The sequence below is a fragment of the Streptomyces sp. A01 genome (genome assembly GCF_059026195.1).
Genome location: NZ_JBWLKN010000002.1, coordinates 83,476 through 99,184, shown reverse-complemented (window position 1 = coordinate 99,184; position 15,709 = coordinate 83,476). Strand labels below are relative to the sequence as shown.

The following is a 15,709-nucleotide window of genomic DNA, read 5'->3' as shown; positions in this document are numbered from 1 at the left end:
GCCCCGGCCACCGGCCGAGGGCGTCTTCGCCATGTCCGGGCCTCTTCGAAATCAGCCCGTCCGGCGCTTGAGGACAAGACAGCGACCGGCGAGGACCGTCACCGCGGAACTCAGAGGCAGCCAGCATCAAGCAGGCAGCCATCACCCAGGTTGCCCCTCGGGAAAACCCGCCCGCCCGCGCCTGGCGGCGTAGCGGCGAGCGGTCCGCCGCCGCCCGGCTGTGTACGTTTCCCCCATGTCCTCCGACTGGGATCTCAGAAAGCTCCGCGTGCTGCGCGCCCTCGGTGAGCTGGGGACGGTCACCGCCACCGCCGAGGCGCTGAGCATGACGCCGTCGGCGGTCTCGCAGCAGCTGTCGGGGCTCGCCAAGCAGCTCGGTGTGCCGCTGCTCGCGGCGCACGGGCGGCGGGTGCGGCTCACCGACGCCGCCGAGTTGGTCCTGCGCCACACCGAGGCCGTCTTCGCCCAGCTGGAGCGGGCCGACGCCGAGCTGGCCGGTTACCGGAGGGGTGAGACGGGCCGGGTGCGGGTCGGCGCGTTCAGTACGGCCATTCCGGCGCTGGTGGTACCGGCGGCCCAGCAGCTGCGCCGCACCCACCCCGGTCTTGAGGTGCGGGTCAGGGAGGCGGAGGCGGCCGAGGCGTATGAGCTGCTGGCCCGTGGCTCCGTCGATCTGGCCCTGTCTCTGGCCGCGCACGCGCCGCCCGCGCGGGACCAGAAGTTCGCCCGCGTGGCGCTGCTCGCCGATCCTCTCGACGTGGCGCTGCCCGCCGCTCACCCGCTCGCCACCGAACCCGGGCTGCGGCTGGCCGATCTGGCGGACGAGCCGTGGATCTTCGGGAGCAGCGGGCCGTGGTCGGAGATCACCACGACGGCGTGCGAGGCGGCGGGCTTCGTACCGGAGCAGGCGCACGCCGCCGCCGACTGGCCGTCGATCCTCGCGCTGGTCGCCGCGGGCATGGGGGTCGCGCTCGTGCCCAGGATGGCGATGGGCGCCGAGCACGGCGGGGCCGACCCCGCCGTCGCCGTACGGGTACTGCACGCCGACCAGCCGCGGCGGCACGTGGTGGCCGCCGTGCGCCGGGGGGCCGAGGAGGCGCCGGGGCTCGCACGCGTCCTCGACGCGCTGCGCGAGGCCGCGGCGGCCCGCCCTGACCGGTAAGGCAGCCTGACCTGTGAGGCAGGGCGGGCGCCGGGCGCGCCGACCAGGCAGAACGTTCAGTTGAACTGAACAGAAGGGTCAGAAACTTTCGATAGACCTGAGCATTCGGCTGCTGCGAGAGTCGTGGAGCGAGCCCAGCCCCGACCGAAAGGCACGGCATGACTCCCAGTCCCGCAGCGCGGACCAGCACGGCGCACACGCAGGCCAGTGACACCGACCCGCACGCCAACGACGCGAGCCCGTACGGCGGCGGCGACCCGTACGCCGACTACCGCGGTGGTGACTTCCCCTTCACCGAGCTCGTCGACCTGGCCGACCGTCGCCTCGGAGCCGGTGTGGTCGCCGCCAATGACGAGTTCTTCGCCCAGCGGGAGAACCTGCTGCTCCCCGAACCCGCCGTGTTCGACCCGCACGCGTTCGGTCACAAGGGCAAGGTCATGGACGGCTGGGAGACGCGCCGCCGCAGGGGCGCCGACGCGGACCACCCCTTCCCGGCCGAGGGCGACCACGACTGGGCGCTCATCCGGCTCGGTGTCCCCGGCGTCGTCCGGGGCGTGATCGTCGACACCGCGCACTTCCGGGGCAACTACCCGCAGCGGATCAGCGTCGAGGCCGCCGCCGTCGAGGGCTCCCCGAGCCCCGAGCACTTGCTGTCCGACGCCGTGAAGTGGGAGGAGATCGTCCCGCGTACGCCCGTGCTCGGCCACGCCGCCAACGGCTTCACCGTCACCAGCGAGCGCCGCTATACCCACCTTCGGCTGAACCAGCACCCCGACGGCGGCGTCGCGCGGCTGCGGGTCCACGGCGAGGTCGTCCCCGACCCCGAGTGGCTGGGGCTGCTCGGCACCTTCGACCTGGCCTCGGTGCTGCACGGCGGCGCCGTAGAGGACGCGTCCGACCGCTTCTACTCGTCGCCGACCAGCATCATCAAGCCCGATTTGGCACGGAAGATGGACGACGGCTGGGAGAACCGCCGCCGCCGCGTGAGGGACACCAACGACTGGGTGCGCTTCCGGCTCGCCGGGCACAGCGAGATCCGCGCACTGGAGATCGACACCGCCTACCTCAAGGGGAACTCGGCGGGCTGGGTCGCCGTCTACGGCTGCGACGCCACGCGGAGCGACCCGGCCGACGAGAGCGGCTGGTTCGAGGTGCTGCCGCGCACCCGGCTCCAGCCGGACACCCCGCACCGTTTCCGGCTGGCCGCTCCCGCCACCGCCACCCACCTGCGGGTCGACGTCTTCCCGGACGGCGGAATCGCCCGGCTGCGCGCCCACGGGCAGCTGACCGGCTCCGGCCAGAGTCAACTTCTGGAGCGGTATGCGGCCGTAACCGGCTGACGGGGGTCTGACCAGGCAAGGCCCTCACCGGAGGGGAGTGCGGGCCTTGCCCCTTACGGGCGCTTTAACCTACGGTGACGTAACCTACGGAGCCGTAGGTCAAACACGTCCCGTCCCTGACTCCCCGTCCCCAGGAGCCTTCGCTGTGACCACCGCCACCCCACGCCGAGCCGGCCAGGCTACGTGGAGCGACAGCCAGCTGTTGTACGCGCTCGAAGAAGTCGTAGAGACCGAACTGAACCGGCACCTGAGCGTCGCCAAAGAATGGATGCCGCACGAGTACGTGCCATGGAGCGATGGCCGCAACTTCGACGGCGTCATGGGCGGCGAGGCATGGGCCCCCGACCAGTCGAAGGTCACCGACGTCGGCCGGATCGCACTCGTGGTGAACCTCCTCACCGAGGACAACCTCCCCAGTTACCACCACGAGATCGCCTCCCTCTTCGGCCGTGACGGCGCCTGGGGCACCTGGGTGCACCGCTGGACCGCCGAAGAAGGCCGCCACGGCATCGTCATGCGCGACTACCTGCTCACGTCGCGCGCCGTCGATCCCGTCGAGCTGGAGCGGTTCCGCATGTCGCACATGTCGGAGGGCTTCCAGTCCGACAACGCGCACAGCATGCTCCACTCCGTCGCGTATGTCGCCTTCCAGGAACTCGCCACCCGGATCTCGCACCGCAACACCGGTCACCAGTCGGGTGACCCCGTGTGCGACCGGATGCTGGCCCGCATCGCCACCGACGAGAACCTGCACATGGTCTTCTACCGGAACCTGCTCGGCAAGGCGTTCGAGCTCTCCCCGGACCAGACGATGCGCGCCGTCCGCGATGTCGTCGTCGACTTCCGCATGCCCGGCCACGGCATCCCCGGCTTCGAGCGCGCCGCGGCCCAAATGGCGATCGGCGGAATCTACAACCTGCGCATCCACCACGACGACGTACTCCAGCCGGTGCTGCGCTTCCTCAAGGTGCTGGAGATCTCGGGCCTGGGCCCCGACGGGCTCAAGGCGCAGGAAGAGATCGGCATGTACATGGGCGGCCTCAACGAGCAGGCCGTGAAGTTCGACGAGCGTCGCGAGGCGCTGCTCGCCCGCCGCGCCGCCCGCCAGAAGGGCTGACCGGGCCCGCTTGAGCCGGCTCACTGAGCGCGTCCGCTGAGCGCTCGGCACCGCGACGCGAACAGAGGTGGCCCCCGGCAGCAGCCGGGGGCCACACTCATGCGCCGGGCGCTCGCGCACCTGAGGCACCGGGAGCCGGTGCCTCAGGCCCGCGTGGCCGTCAGGCGGCCGCTTCCGCGTCCGCGTCCGCTCGCTGGGCGCGCAGCGCGCGCTCCACGCCCGCACGGCTCTCGGTGACCACCCGGCGCAGCGCCGCACTCGGCTCGGCCTCGGCCAGCCACGCGTCGGTGGCGTCGAGCGTGGCCTGCGACACCTGGAGCGTCGGGTAGAGGCCGACCGCGATCTGCTGGGCGATCTCGTGGCTGCGGCTGTTCCAGATGTCCTTGACCACGGAGAAGTACTTCTCCGTGTAAGCGGCGAGCAGTTCGCGCTGGTCGGTCTGGACGAAGCCGCCGATCGCCGCCTCCTGCATGGCGTTCGGCAGCTTGTCGGACTCCACGATCGTCGACCACACCGCGGCCTTGGCCTCCGCCGTGGGCCGTGCGGCGCGCGCGCTCATCGCGTGCTGCTCGCCCGCCGAGGTCCTGTCGCGGGCCAGCTCGGCGTCGATGGCCTGCTCGTCGGCCCGTCCCGTCGCCGCGAGCCGGTGCAGCAGCGACCAGCGCAGGTCCGTGTCGACGGCCAGCCCCTTGACCGACTCGGTGCCGTCCAGTAGCCCGGCGAGCAGGTCGAGATGGGCGTCGGTGCGGGCGGTCGCCGCGAAGGCACGGGCCCACGCCAGCTGGTGGTCACTGCCGGGGGCCGCCGCCCGCAGCTGCTCCAGCGCGGCCTCGCTCCACTTGGCCAGGCCCTTCTCGCGCCAGCCGGGTGCGGCGTACAGGTCGAGGGCGAGCTTCACCTGGCGGTGCAGCGACTGCACGACGCCGATGTCGGACTCCTTGGCGATGCCGGAGAGCACCAGGTCCAGGTAGTCGCGGGTGGCGAGTTCGCCGTCGCGGGTCATGTCCCAGGCGGAGGCCCAGCACAGCGCGCGGGGCAGCGACTCGGTGAAGTCGCCCAGGTGCTGGGTGACGACGCGCAGCGACTCCTCGTCGAGGCGGACCTTCGCGTACGACAGGTCGTCGTCGTTGAGCAGCACCACGGCGGGGCGGGGCTTGCCGACGAGCTGCGGCACGGCCGTGCGCTCGCCGTCCACGTCCAGCTCGATCCGCTCGCCGCGCACCAGCTTGCCGCCCGCGTCGAGGTCGTACGCGCCGATGGCGATCCGGTGCGGGCGCAGCGTGGAGGAGCCCTTCGCGCCCGCCGGGAGCGCCGGGGCCTCCTGCCGGACGGTGAAGGAGGTGATGGTGCCCGACGCGTCGGTCTCGATCTCCGGGCGGAGGACGTTGATGCCCGCCGTCTGGAGCCACGCCTTGGACCAGGTCCTCAGGTCACGGCCGCTGGTCTCCTCCAGCGCGCCGAGCAGGTCGGCGAGCTGGGTGTTGCCGTACGCGTGCCGCTTGAAGTACGCCTGCACGCCACGGAAGAACTCGTCCATGCCGACGTAGGCGACGAGCTGCTTGAGGACGCTCGCGCCCTTGGCGTACGTGATGCCGTCGAAGTTGACCAGGACGTCGTCCAGGTCGTTGATCTCCGCCATGATCGGGTGCGTGGACGGCAGCTGGTCCTGCCGGTACGCCCACGTCTTCATGGAGTTGGCGAAGGTCGTCCACGAGTGCGGCCACTTGCTGCCCGGCGCGTACGCCTGGCAGGCGATGGAGGTGTAGGTGGCGAACGACTCGTTCAGCCACAGGTCGTTCCACCACTCCATGGTGACCAGGTCGCCGAACCACATGTGGGCCAGCTCGTGCAGGATCGTCTCCGCGCGCGTCTCGTACGCGGCGTCGGTCACCTTGGAGCGGAAGACGTACTGGTCGCGAATGGTGACGGCGCCCGCGTTCTCCATCGCGCCCGCGTTGAACTCGGGGACGAAGAGCTGGTCGTACTTGGCGAACGGGTACGCGTAGTCGAACTTCTCCTCGAACCAGTCGAAGCCCTGCCGCGTGACCTCGAAGATGGCGTCGGAGTCGAGGAACTCCGCCAGCGACGGGCGGCAGTAGATGCCCAGCGGCACCGACCGGCCGTTGCCCTCCCAGCTGCTGTGCACGCTGTGGTAAGGACCGGCGATCAGCGCGGTGATGTACGTGGAGACGCGTGGCGTCGCCTCGAAGACCCAGCGGTTGTCCTTCGGCTCCGGCGTCGGCGAGTTGGAGATCACCGTCCAGCCCTCCGGGGCCAGCACCGTGAACTGGAAGGTCGCCTTCAGGTCCGGCTGCTCGAAGGAGGCGAAGACCCGCCGCGCGTCCGGCACCTCGAACTGCGTGTACAGGTACGCCTGCTCGTCGACCGGGTCGACGAAGCGGTGCAGGCCCTCGCCGGTGTTCGTGTACGCGCAGTCGGCGACGACCCGCAGTTCGTTGCGTCCGGCGAGCAGCCCGGGCAGCGCGATCCGGGAGTCGGCGAAGACCTCGGCGGGGTCGAGCGCGGCACCGTTGAGCACTACCTCGTGCACGGTCGGCGCGACCAGGTCGATGAAGGAGGCCGCGTCCGCTTCCGCGGACTCGAAGCGGACCGTCGTCACCGAACGGTAGGTGCCCCCTTCCTGGGCGCCGGAAAGATCAAGCTCGATCTCGTACGCGTCCACGCTGAGCAGGCGCGCGCGTTCCTGCGCTTCTTCGCGGGTCAGATTCGTGCCAGGCACCTGGGCATCTCCTTATGTCTCAGACGTCCGCCCATCCTTCCACGCCGCGTCGGCGGACCCCGAGGGAGATACGGGGCGTCCCGGGACGCGGAAGGCGGGGCGGGCGCCGATCGGCACCCGCCCCGCCTGAGCGGTACCACGGCGTTACGGAAGGACCTTCTCGATCTTCACGCTACCGCCGCCGGTGCTGGTACCGGCCGCGTTGACCAGCGTCAGCTCACCGAAGAACGTACGGCCCTCGGGCGCGGGACCGGCGACCACGACATCGGCGCCGACGGTGGCAGTTTCGCCGTTGCCGAGCTTCACGGGCTTCGACTCGTCGGCCTTCAGCTCGCCCAGCGAGGGGGCGAAGAACAGGTCCTGGTAGTCGAACTCGCTCGTGCCGGACGGGATCGCGTAGCCCGAGACCTCGACCGTGTACGTACCGGCCCTCGGCTTCAGCAGCGACACCTTCTCCTCCGATCCTGAGGACGTGGACTTGCCGACGACCTTGCCGTCGAAGACGACGTTCAGGTCGAGGTCGGACTTGGCGTCCGACGGCTTGCCGATCGTGACGTCGAGCCGCGAGGCACCCTCGGTGACCTTCACCTCGGTCGTGCGGGTCTCACCCTGCTTGATGGTGGGCCGCTCGGTCTTCGCCGAGCCCAGCGCGCCGCCCTTGAGCTTGCCGTCGATCGGGGCGAAGCCGTTGGTGGCCTTCCACTGGACCGGCGCGGCCTGGCCGACCTTCGCCTCGGCGAGGGTCTGCGTCCGCGGGTCGAAGGTGGTGCCCAGCGCCGTGGCGGTGAGCTGGTACGGGTTGTCGAGCAGCGGCGAGGTGCGCCGCGACTCGACCTCGATCTCCCACACGCCCGGGATCGGGTTCGCGTACGCGCGGCGGTCCGGGGCGCAGGTGTTCTTCGGGTTGTCGTAGTACGGGTAGCACACGATGGAGGAGGTCGAGTCGACCGGCACCCCGTACGGGCTGATCGCGATGAAGCGCGTCTGGCTCTTGCCCTCCAGCCCGCCGAGCGCGACCTCAAGGGTCTTGGTGCCCTTCGGGACGTTCACGAAGTACGACGTCGGGGCGCTGCGCTGCACCGAGCCGGACTTCCGCACCGTGTACGACGGCTTCGCCAGCGGCTCGGCGGCCACGACGGTGTTCAGCACCTGGTGGTCGACGCCGCGGGTCTTCTTGTCGTTGACCTCAAGGATGGCGCTGTGGATTCCGGCCGCGCCGGGCTTCGCCGTGACCTTGACGGTGACCGCCTGGTTCAGCGGCAGTGCGACGCTGCTCTTGCCGGCCAGCCGGAACGCGCCGCTGTTGTTGCGCCACTTCAGGGTGTGCTTGACGGGACGGTCCGGACCCGTGGTGCGGGTGATCGTGACGTCGTACGTCTTCGACTGCCCGGCCTCCAGGCCGCCCTCACGGTCGTAGACGCCGGTGCCGTAGCCCGGAGTCTTCAGGAAGTCGGACAGCGCGGTCTTCACCGGCGCCTTGACCGTGTACTGGTGGGCGGTGGCGCCCTTGCGGATCAACTTCCAGGCGTCGGTGATGTCCATCCGGCCGGCGCCCTGCTCGTACGCCTGCACGCCGCTGATCTTGTGCGCGGTGCTGGTCAGCGCGGTGCGCAGGGTGGCGGGGGTGAGCTTGATCCCCTTCTGCTTGGCGGCCGAGAGCAGCAGCGCCGTGGCACCGGCGGCCTGCGGGGACGCCATCGAGGTGCCCTGCAGCATGCTGTAGCCGGGCGGCAGTTCGTAACCGGCTTCCTTGGTCGCCGAGCCCGGTATCCAGGTCTGCGTGGTGTTGATCGAGGCGCCCGGGGCGACGAGGGTCGGCGTGAAGCCGCCGTCCTCACGCGGGCCGCGCGAGGAGAAGGGGAAGAGGTTGTACTTCCGCTTCACCTCGGAGCCGTAGTTGGCGGCCCAGGTCTCCTTCGAGACGCCCGCGCCCACGCTGATCACCTTGTTGGCGAGCGACGGATCACCGATGGTGTTGGCACCGGGGCCGCTGTTGCCCGCGGAGATGATCAGCTGCACGCCGTAGGTGTCGATGAGCCGGGTGTACAGCTCGGAGCGCGCGTTGTTGCCGTCGTTGAGCGGCGGCAGGCCGCCGATGGACATGTTGACGACGTCCACGCCGCGCTTGGTGACGAGGTCGATCATGCCCTCGGTCAGCGCGACGTTGGTGCAGCCGCCGGACCAGGTGCAGGCGCGCGAGGAGACGACCTTCGCGCCGGGCGCGGCGCCGTTCATCTTCCCGCCGAACAGCTTGTTGGCGGCGGTGATGCCGGCGACGTGCGTGCCGTGCTCGGACTCGATGATGCCGATGTTGACGAAGTCGGTCTTCTTGCCGACGTTGTCGCCGCCCAGCGGGTCGAGCGGCACGTCCTTGCGGATCTCCACGACGAACGGCGACCGCTCGGCGACCGGGGTCTTCGGGTCGTCCGTACCGAAGTAGCCGACCTGGAAGGTGTCCTTGTAGGGCGTCATCGGCGCGTCGTCTTCGAACTTGCCGTTGTCGTTGAGATCGACGCGCACGGTGCCCTTGGCGGCGTCGTAGAGCACGGCCCAGGAGTCGGTCTTGTCGCCGTCCCTGTTGACGTCGCCGTGGTAGTCGCTGCCGCCCTCGCCGCCGTCGGTGATGCTCTCCTTGAACGAGCTGACCCGGTAGGCCCCCTCGGGGGCGGTGTAGGTGCGGCCGTTGTAGGAGAAGCTGGGGCCGGAGACCGAGGTCGTCATCGGACGCCAGGTGGCGTCCCCGTCCGTGACCGGGTCGGTCGCCGTCACCCAGTCGACGATCTTGCGCTCGCCTGTGGTGGTCTTCTGGAGCGCGGGGTGCGCGAGGTCGACTCCGGAGTCGAGAACGCCGATCGTCACGCCGCGCCCGTCGGCCTTCGGGTTGGCCTTGACGAAGTCGACGGCGCCCGTCTCGAACGAGGGCTGGTACGGGTTCTTGGCCGGGGTGTCCTTGCCGGGCGCCGGGTACGAACCGGCCTTGGCGGCCTTCTTCCCGCGTACGGAGTCGGCCCCCGGCGTCGGGTCGGGCAGCTTGATCTCGTGCTTGAGGTCGATGCCGTGGACCTCGGAGAGCTTCTTGGCCTTGCCGATGGCGGCGTCGGCCTGCCCGGTCGGCACGGTGGCCCGGACGTAACCGAGCTTGTCGTACGTACGCCCCACGGAGGCGCCCTCGACCGTGCCGAGCTCGTCGGCGACCCGCTCGGTCGAGCCCGGCTTGGCGGCGACCATCATCGTGATCGTCTTGTCGCCCTCGGCCTTGGCCTCGGCGAGCAGTTCGGCGTCGGCCGCGCCGAGTTTGTCGCCCGCCGCCTTGGCGGGGGCCGGGGTGGGGGGCGTACCGTCACGCCCGTCTTCGGCGAAGACAGGCGCCACACCGGCCGTCGTCAGGGCGGCGACGAGCCCAGCGGCGAGCGCGATACGGACCGTGCGTCTCTTGCCGTGTCGGGATATGTCGATGGGTGATCGAGACATGGGCATCCTTGTTCGGAATCCGGTGCCAACAGTTCGTTCACCTTTGTGTAAGTGGCCGTTGTTTGGGGAGGGCTACCTGAGCCAGATTTACGGATTGGCATATTTCCGCCATGCGTCGTCGGTGACGAACCATGCGTAACGCCGCGAAACGGCGAGCCGGGCGGGAACTCTTTCGACGCGTGGCGTCCGCCGGGCCTCGGCCGGGCGTCGCGCGGTGAGTTGGGCCGCGGGCGCGAGGGCGAGGTCACACTGCCCTCGGCGCTCACAGACGGCACAAGCGGCGCAGATTGCACAGAGAGCGCAGGCAGCAGAGACGCTGCGGCCCTTCACGCGTCACAGGGACGACCGGGCAGGGCGGGACCACGCGTTCTCGGCTCGTCGGAGCACGGAGGGCCAACGCGGAGTGCGCGCGCCGTGGCGGCTTGGTGAGGGCGCGCCCTGGACGGCGTGACGCGGCACGACGCGACGCGGCGAGGCGGGTCACGGAGGGGAGCCACTCGCCAACCGGTCGAGACGGCTGGCCGCTTGATGGGCCGCGGCGTGGGCGTCGCGCATTGCGTACAGGCGAAAACCGCCCTGGCCGCGTACGCCCGCCCGCCGCGTCGCACTCGGCGACCGGAGGCCGACCGGCGCGGCGACTGACTCGCCACCGCTGACGGGCATCCTGGGGCCCGCGGGAGCGGCAAAGAGCAGCAGCGATCGAGTCGGCGGACGTTCTACGCCCGCGACGCATCGCCCGTGCGCGGTCAGCGCCGACCGCTGGCCGTCGCCGCGCGTCGCGCGGAACGCCCCTCATCCCTGGCGCGGTACCCGGGACACCTCGTGCGGGTCGGCGCGAGCGGTCAGCCCGAGACCGCCAGGGCGGCCATCAGCGCGCCGCCGCCCGGGCGGCAGGGCAGCAGCGTGTCACCACGCGAGAGCACAGCCGCGAAGCCGTGCGGTCTCACACCCGCAGGTGGTCCACCGGCTGCCGCGTGTGCGCCTCGATGTCCTGGGCCGCGATGTGCACCAGCTGGTGGCTGAGGTCGGACATCGCTCGGGCCACCGCGAGCTCGTCTCCGATAGCGGGGACGTTCTGGTCGCTCGGGTTGCACACGGCGGTTCCACGGCCGACCAGTGACCCGCTGGTCGGTCCGTTCAGCGTGGCCTCAGCGGTCACCTCGCGGCCGGTCTCGGTGACGGTGATCTCGGCAGTCCAGGTCTTCATGCCAGTCATCGGAAGCCTCCTCGTGCCCAGCGCGTACGCGTTCCCGCTCTTCACATGCTGGCACCGGTCCCGCCGGGTCGCACACGGGGCGCGGAGCGGCCCGGGAGCCGCCGCCGGGGCGTGCTCCTCAGGGCGGCGCGTACCCACCGCGTGGAGCCCGTGTTCCCAGGGCCGGTGAACACCCGGTGGCCGGCAAAACGCCCGCAGACGAGCGGCCGATGGCGATCGGGCAGGGCGAAGATCCACGTGCGGTGATCGGTGTCGCGCGTTGCCGCGTCGTTAACGCGCAGGTCATCCCCGCTGCCAACCATCCGGAGTGAGGGCGGAACGACTCCGCCCACCGCTTCCGCGTATCGACTCGGGGAGATCGCGCATGTCCCGTATCGCCCGGTCCCGTATCCGGTCCACCGCCTCCGCCGCCACATCGGCCGTCGCCGACCTCAACCGCCGTGCCCTGCTCGCCGCCGCCGGTGGCGTCGGGGCTGCCGCCGGGCTCGGCCTGGCCTTCGGGCCCGGCAGCGGGTCGGCCACCGCCTCACCGTCGCCCACGGCGCGGGCGGTCGCGCGCCGCGCCTCCGGCGTCCACGCGGTCCCGGTGGCGCCATCGACCGCGGGGACGACGCTGCGGAGCGTGGCCGCCCCGCGCGGCGGTGGCGGTGGCTACCGGCGGCTGGGGGACGGCCCGGGGTGGGCCCGCACGGTGCGCGGCGAACTCGCGGCGGCCAAGAGCGGGCGCACCGAGCGGCGCACCACCCTCGCGTCGTTCGTCCAGCTCACCGACCTCCACGTGACCGATGTGCAGCACCCGCTGCGCTACGAGTTCCTGCGGTCGGGGCGCGTCGGCGCCTGGCGGCCGCACGAGGCGCTGTCCGTGCCCGGAGCCGTCTCCCTCATCGAACGGATCAACGGGCTGCGCGGCGGGCCGGAGACGGGTGCGCCGCTGTCCTTCGTGATGACCACGGGCGACAACACCGACAACAACTCGCGCGTCGAGCTGGACTGGTTCCTGACCGCCATGAGCGGCGGCCGGATCACCCCCAACACCGGTGACCCCCAGCGGTACGAGGGCGTGCAGGACAGCGGCATCAAGGACTTCTGGCACCCGCAGAGCGCGCTGCGCGACGCCGACAAGAAGCTCGGCTTCCCCCGGCTCGACGGCTTCCTGAAGGCCGCCCTGCGCAGCGTCAACAGCCCCGGTCTGCGCATACCGTGGTACTCGACCGTGGGCAACCACGACGACCTGAGCGGCGGTGCCTACGCGTTCGGCGGGAGCTTCCTCGCGGACATGGCCACCGGCGACCGCAAGCTCCAGATCATCCCGGCGGCCGAGGCCGAGAAGATCTACCAGGCCGAGCGGAAGGGCGACGACCCCCGGGGCACGCGCATGAAGGAACTGCTGCGCGCGCACGCGAAGGGCATGCGCAGGGTCACCGCCGACGAGCGCAGGGCCCCGTTCACCGCCCGCGAGTACCTCGCCGCGCACTTCGACCCCCGGCACGTGGGGCACGGCCCCGTCGGGCACGGCTACACGAAGGCCAACCTCGACGCGGGGACCCTCTACTACGCGTTCCGCGTCTCGGCCGACGTGATCGGGATCAGCCTGGACTCCACGGACCCCGGCGGCCACTACACCGGCTCCGTCGGCACCGCCCAACTGCGCTGGCTGGAGCGGACCCTGAAGGCGCACAAGGACGAGCACGTCATCGTCTTCAGCCACCACTACAGCCGCGGCATGAAGAACGTCAACCGGGACCCGGCACGCCCGAACGAGGCGCGGCACGGCGGCGGCGAGCTGGTGGCCCTGTTCCGCCGCAACCGGAACGTGCTGGCCTGGATCAACGGCCACAGCCACAGGAACGAGATCACGCCGCGCGGCACCTTCTGGGAGATCACCACGGCCTCCCACATCGACTTCCCCCAACTGGCCAGGGTCTTCGAGCTGGTGGACAACAAGGACGGCACGCTGTCCCTGTTCACCACCCTGGTCGAGTCGGCGGCGCCGCACCGTACGGACTACGCCGACCTCTCCCAGACCGGCCTCGCCGCCCTCTACCGCGAGCTGTCCTTCAACGCCCCGGGCGCCAGCTCCACCCTCTCCGGCGAGCCGGGCGACCGGAACACGGAACTGCTGCTCCGCAAGCGCTGACACACACGCGAGCTGAACCGAACAACTGATCTTGGCGTCTTGTCTCTCGACCTGGGCGGAAGCAGGTCACCGGAGAAACGTTCGTCAAGAGAGGTCTCATGCATATACCGACTGGCGCGATACGCACCGTCCTGGCCGGGGCCATAGCGGTGGCCGCGATGGGCACCGCCGTACTGACCGCCCCGGCCGCCGGGGCGACCGGGGTTGCCGACGCCGCCGAAGCCAAGGGCGCGCACTCCGCCGCTCAGGCCGCCATGAACGCCGTCGTCAAGGAGGGCATTCCCGGAGTGGTCGGGCAGGTCCGGGACAAGAACGGCACCTGGAACGGCAACGCGGGCGTCGCCGACCTGACGACGAAGAAGAAGCGCGGCAAGGACGACCGGTACCGGGCGGGCAGCATCACCAAGTCGCTCGTGGCGACCGTCATGCTCCAGCTCCAGGCGGAGAAGAAGGTCAACCTCGACAAGAGCGTCGAGACGTACCTGCCGGGCCTGGTCCGCGGCAACGGCCACGACGGCCGCAAGGTCACCGTGCGCCAGCTGCTCAACCACACCAGCGGCCTCTACAACTACACCGCGGACCCGGGCTTCCTGAAGCAGTGGGCCACCATGGAGTTCTTCCAGCACCGCTACGACACCTGGACGCCGCGCGAGGCCGTCGGGCTGGCCATGAAGCACAGCCCGGACTTCAAGCCCGGCACCTCCTGGCGCTACAGCAACACCAACTTCATCGTCGCCGGGATGATCATCGAGAAGGTGACAGGCAAGCCGTACGAGGCGGAGGTCCAGCGCCGGATCACCAAGCCGCTGAAGATGACCTCCACCACCTTCCCCGGTACGAAGGCCGACCTGCCGCAGCCCAGCGGCAAGGCGTACTCGAAGCTCCCCGACGACCCGGCGAAGAAGACGTACGACGTCACCAGGCTCAACCCCTCGTGGGGCTGGTCGGCTGGTGAGATGATCTCGACCGCGGGCGACCTGAACCGCTTTTACGCCGCTCTGCTGGGCGGCAAGCTGCTGCCGGCCGCGCAGCTCAAGCAGATGACGACCACCGTCTCCGTCGGTGCCGACAACCCGGATGTGCGGTACGGCCTCGGCCTGATCCGTTACACGGTGCCGTGCGGTAAGAAGCTGTGGGGCCACGACGGCGCCATCCACGGGTCCCTCAGCCAGTCGTTCGCCACCAGGGACGGCCGCCACTCGGTGTCGGTGAACACCAACGGCGACTGGAAGAACGGCGGCCCGGCCGTGATCAACGCCGAGTTCTGCGGCGCGTCCGGCCAGAAGGCCGACCAGCGGCTGGACAAGGGCCTTCGCGCCGACCTGACCCCGGCGATCACCGCGGCAGGATAACGACGTACGCGGCGGGCTCGTGGTCGACCGACGCCATCAGGGCGGTACGTACGACCGCGGCCTGCCGCTCCAGCGAATCGCGCAGCTGCCGCGCGGTGAGCTGGACGACCGTGATGCCAAGGCTTTCCAGGTGCTCGCGCTTGCGGATGTCCTGCGGCCAGGGTGCGTCCTCGTGGGGCAGCGGGCCGCGCGCGACCAGCTCGACAGCGACCGCCTCGTGCGGCCAGTACGCGTCCACGGGGCCAAGGAACGGACCTCCAGGCAGCCGGAGTCCGACATTCCATACCGGCTCGGGAAGGCCGTGCTCGCGCACGAGGGCGTACAACTGCCCCTCGGCGACGGCTCTCCCCTCGGCGAGCAGCCCCTCCACCGCGTCCACCAGATGCGACTTGCCCAGCAGCCGGGCCCGCGACAGCTCCCGCACCACGTCCGCCGCCTCGCAGTGGCCGCCGCGCAGCGCCTCGGTGAGCAGCCGGCGCACCACGGCGGGGTCGGTGAGCTGGGCGACGGTATCGGCGAGGGCGCGGGCGACGGACACGACCGGCAATCCGGCGATGTCGAGCGGGCGCGGCAGGGAAGTGGTGCGCAGCACGCGGACGAAGCCTGTGGAGCGCAGTCGCCGGGTGCGTGGCACGAGCACATCGAAGCGGTCGAGGTCGTCCAGCGGCGGAACGCAGGTGAAGCGGCGCAGCGCCAGCGCGGCCGGTCCTGTGAGCATCGTCCCCGGGTAAGGGCCCTGACCCGGGCCAGGGGTGGCCGCGTACAGCAGGGCGGCGCCCGCGCGCTCCTCGCCACTGGGCGGCTCGGCGTGCAGCAGGTAGACGCCGGGCAGGAGCTGCTGCCAGGGGCCGCCGGGGTGGCCGCGCTCGGCGGCGATCGCCGCGGGCACGCCGTGCTCACGCAGCTGGCGGGCTGTCAGGACGCGGCGCTGGGCCGCTGACAGGTGGCGCAGGGGGCGGGGCGCGAGTGGGGAGGGCGCCCCGCCGCCGGTAGTGGCGAAGTCTTGGGTCATGCCCGGGAGACTTCCGCGTCCGGTGTGACTATGAACCGCTGTGACAAAACCGTCGATAAATCAGGACAACACCGCACTAAAGTACGGGAGTTCGATTGCCGATGAGAGGCCTGTCGACGTGCTGGATTCCCGTCCGCTCGCCGTGCTTGCCGGACGCCGGAC

General features: G+C 70.8%; 9 protein-coding genes. 5 read left to right on the top strand and 4 right to left on the bottom strand.

All coding sequences use genetic code 11. The features are described from left to right. The first annotated feature begins 235 nt into the window (after positions 1-235). The 3 genes from AC5P1B_RS02890 to AC5P1B_RS02880 all read left to right on the top strand — a co-directional run bounded on the left by AC5P1B_RS02890 (position 236) and on the right by AC5P1B_RS02880 (position 3,619). Positions 236-1,162, top strand: coding sequence for a LysR family transcriptional regulator (locus AC5P1B_RS02890; RefSeq protein WP_493884565.1), 927 nt, complete (start codon positions 236-238; stop codon positions 1,160-1,162). A gap of 158 nt (positions 1,163-1,320) precedes the next feature. Continuing rightward, on the top strand, positions 1,321-2,502 hold the full coding sequence (gene alc, locus AC5P1B_RS02885) for an allantoicase (protein WP_493884564.1): 1,182 nt from the start codon (positions 1,321-1,323) through the stop codon (positions 2,500-2,502). Positions 2,503-2,647: 145 nt separating this feature from the next. Further along, entirely contained in the window at positions 2,648-3,619 is a 972-nt protein-coding gene (locus tag AC5P1B_RS02880; protein WP_493884563.1) for an acyl-ACP desaturase, read from the top strand. Positions 3,620-3,779: 160 nt separating this feature from the next. Here AC5P1B_RS02880 and pepN read toward each other — a convergent pair whose 3' ends face one another. The 3 genes from pepN to AC5P1B_RS02865 all read right to left on the bottom strand — a co-directional run bounded on the left by pepN (position 3,780) and on the right by AC5P1B_RS02865 (position 11,046). Next, positions 3,780-6,359 carry an aminopeptidase N gene (gene pepN, locus AC5P1B_RS02875; RefSeq protein WP_493884562.1) on the bottom strand — a complete coding sequence of 860 codons (2,580 nt, stop codon included), beginning with the start codon at positions 6,357-6,359 and terminating at the stop codon, positions 3,780-3,782. 144 nt (positions 6,360-6,503) lie between these two features. Beyond that, on the bottom strand, positions 6,504-9,830 hold the full coding sequence (locus AC5P1B_RS02870) for a S8 family serine peptidase (RefSeq protein ID WP_493884561.1): 3,327 nt from the start codon (positions 9,828-9,830) through the stop codon (positions 6,504-6,506). A gap of 943 nt (positions 9,831-10,773) precedes the next feature. Further along, the gene (locus tag AC5P1B_RS02865; RefSeq protein WP_493884560.1) at positions 10,774-11,046 is read right to left on the bottom strand and encodes a DUF1876 domain-containing protein; all 273 of its coding nucleotides are present in this window, start codon (positions 11,044-11,046) and stop codon (positions 10,774-10,776) included. A 364-nt stretch (positions 11,047-11,410) separates the two neighbouring features. Between AC5P1B_RS02865 and AC5P1B_RS02860 the strand changes: the two genes are divergently transcribed. Together AC5P1B_RS02860 and AC5P1B_RS02855 are read left to right on the top strand one after the other, a co-directional pair. Then, on the top strand, positions 11,411-13,183 hold the full coding sequence (locus AC5P1B_RS02860; RefSeq protein ID WP_493884559.1) for a TIGR03767 family metallophosphoesterase: 1,773 nt from the start codon (positions 11,411-11,413) through the stop codon (positions 13,181-13,183). Positions 13,184-13,281: 98 nt separating this feature from the next. After that, a complete protein-coding gene (locus AC5P1B_RS02855; RefSeq protein WP_493884558.1) occupies positions 13,282-14,535 on the top strand; it encodes a serine hydrolase domain-containing protein in 1,254 nt (417 codons plus the stop codon). On the opposite strand, the gene AC5P1B_RS02850 is transcribed toward AC5P1B_RS02855, so the two are convergent. Continuing rightward, on the bottom strand, positions 14,519-15,547 hold the full coding sequence (locus AC5P1B_RS02850) for a hypothetical protein (protein WP_493884557.1): 1,029 nt from the start codon (positions 15,545-15,547) through the stop codon (positions 14,519-14,521). The genes AC5P1B_RS02855 and AC5P1B_RS02850 overlap by 17 nt on opposite strands. Positions 15,548-15,709: the final 162 nt, after the last annotated feature.